Genomic DNA, 1,512 nt, shown 5'->3' with positions numbered 1-1,512 from the left:
TAGTGGCTTATGGTCTACTTAGGATTATTTATGAAAACTATTAACATTAAATATAATCAATATGGCAACAAAAATTAAATTCAATTTTAAAAAAGCGAAATTTAAAATAGCTTGGTTAAAAGCATTAAAGGTAATTTTTGGTCTTGAATTACAAACAGCTAAAATTGCTGTAGATTCTGGAGAATTTTACTACACACTCAGAGATAATGAAACTTATGAAGCTATTTGTATTAAAGTAGCAGAAGTATGTGGAACTATAGGTGAATCCTTTTTCTCAGAAGAAGAAATTAAAAATGTGATGTCTGTTGTAGAACCACAAATAGAATCACAAAGTACAAAAAATATAAATACTACAAATAATTCTCGTAATATACAAGAAATTACTCCAAATGTAGTAAAAGTGGGTTCAGTATATATTCTTACTGAAGAAGAATACAACCATCTTTATAAATGTCGTGGTTTATTAATGGATATGTTAGGTACATATAAACAATTTCTACAAGCTTATGAATCCTTTAAATAAATCTTCATTAAAATGTCTTTTATATGTGTTACTACTATTGGTAGTAGTAGCTGGGGGTATCTACACCATAGCTATTACAGGAGAGTTAATAATAACCTCATTAGGTATGGGTGTTATACTAGGTTTGTTCTTTATTTTAATTAATAAAGAATCTCAAAGAATAGAAAAGTATTTATACGAGGAAGAACAAAAACAACAAGATTAAAAAGGCAATATTGCACAGTTTTATTAATAAATCAATTATTTCTATGAACAAGTTTCGAGACGTAGCCATTGGGCTACTTTGCATCGTACTATTAGGAGGAATCCTGTGGTATGGGTACGATAAGTACCATGGTACAGAAGCTCAAAAAGCTTCAGAATCAACTAAAACTGAGGTCATTATTCCTACTTTGGAAGAAAGACTTAACGACTGGAATGTTGAAAAGCATGACATGGAATTGTATGATTTGTGTATGGAACTTCCAGAACAAATCGTACGTACTATTCTTAATAGAATAGGTACGACTGCAACGTATGAAGAGATTGCTGAAGAGTATCTCCGTAATACAAACTATTATATTAGTATGCAGTTAAAAGAAGTTATGCCGGGAATAACAGGTCCAGATGCTAAGAATGCTAAAGTGGAAATAAAGACTGAAGTAAATAGGCCGGAAAAAGAAAGTGAGAAAGCTGTCAAAGTACCAATTACGGTAATAGATAGTATTAAATGATCATGATTGCAATAACTTTTTTGAATTTCTGACTTATAATTCATTTATATGCATTGCCTGTGAAGGTAGTGCATATTTTTATTATTAGATCATCAGAAGATGACAAGCATGTGGGGCGTAAGTAGTATTTTTATGCGGGAGAAGAAGAATGGCAATTGTTCTAATTAGTACTGATAATTGCAAATACTATGATCGTGCGGACGTTAAAATCATGCCGTTAATAAGAATTGTACTGGCAATACAATTCTGCTACAACGTAAAATATGTTAGATAGCC

3 protein-coding genes are annotated in these 1,512 nt (G+C 31.0%); all 3 read left to right on the top strand.

The features are described from left to right. Positions 1-61 precede the first annotated feature (61 nt). The 3 genes from QZL64_RS01420 to QZL64_RS01410 are packed head-to-tail and all read left to right on the top strand — an operon-like array spanning position 62 to position 1,236. Positions 62-523, top strand: coding sequence for a hypothetical protein (locus QZL64_RS01420; RefSeq protein ID WP_021840269.1), 462 nt, complete (start codon positions 62-64; stop codon positions 521-523). 37 nt (positions 524-560) lie between these two features. After that, on the top strand, positions 561-728 hold the full coding sequence (locus QZL64_RS01415) for a hypothetical protein (RefSeq protein WP_296309118.1): 168 nt from the start codon (positions 561-563) through the stop codon (positions 726-728). A gap of 10 nt (positions 729-738) precedes the next feature. Continuing rightward, positions 739-1,236, top strand: a complete 498-nt coding sequence (locus tag QZL64_RS01410; protein ID WP_296309116.1) for a hypothetical protein — start codon at positions 739-741, stop codon at positions 1,234-1,236. Positions 1,237-1,512: the final 276 nt, after the last annotated feature.

Origin of the sequence: Veillonella sp. CAG:933 (assembly GCF_000431435.1) — a bacterium.
GTDB lineage: Bacteria > Bacillota > Negativicutes > Veillonellales > Veillonellaceae > Veillonella_A.
This window is presented reverse-complemented; position numbering and strand designations above follow the sequence as displayed.

Coding starts and splice junctions, on each gene's coding strand:
- QZL64_RS01420 (WP_021840269.1), top strand. CDS start 62: ATGGCAACAAAAATTAAATTCAATTTTAAAAAAGCGAAATTTAAAATA.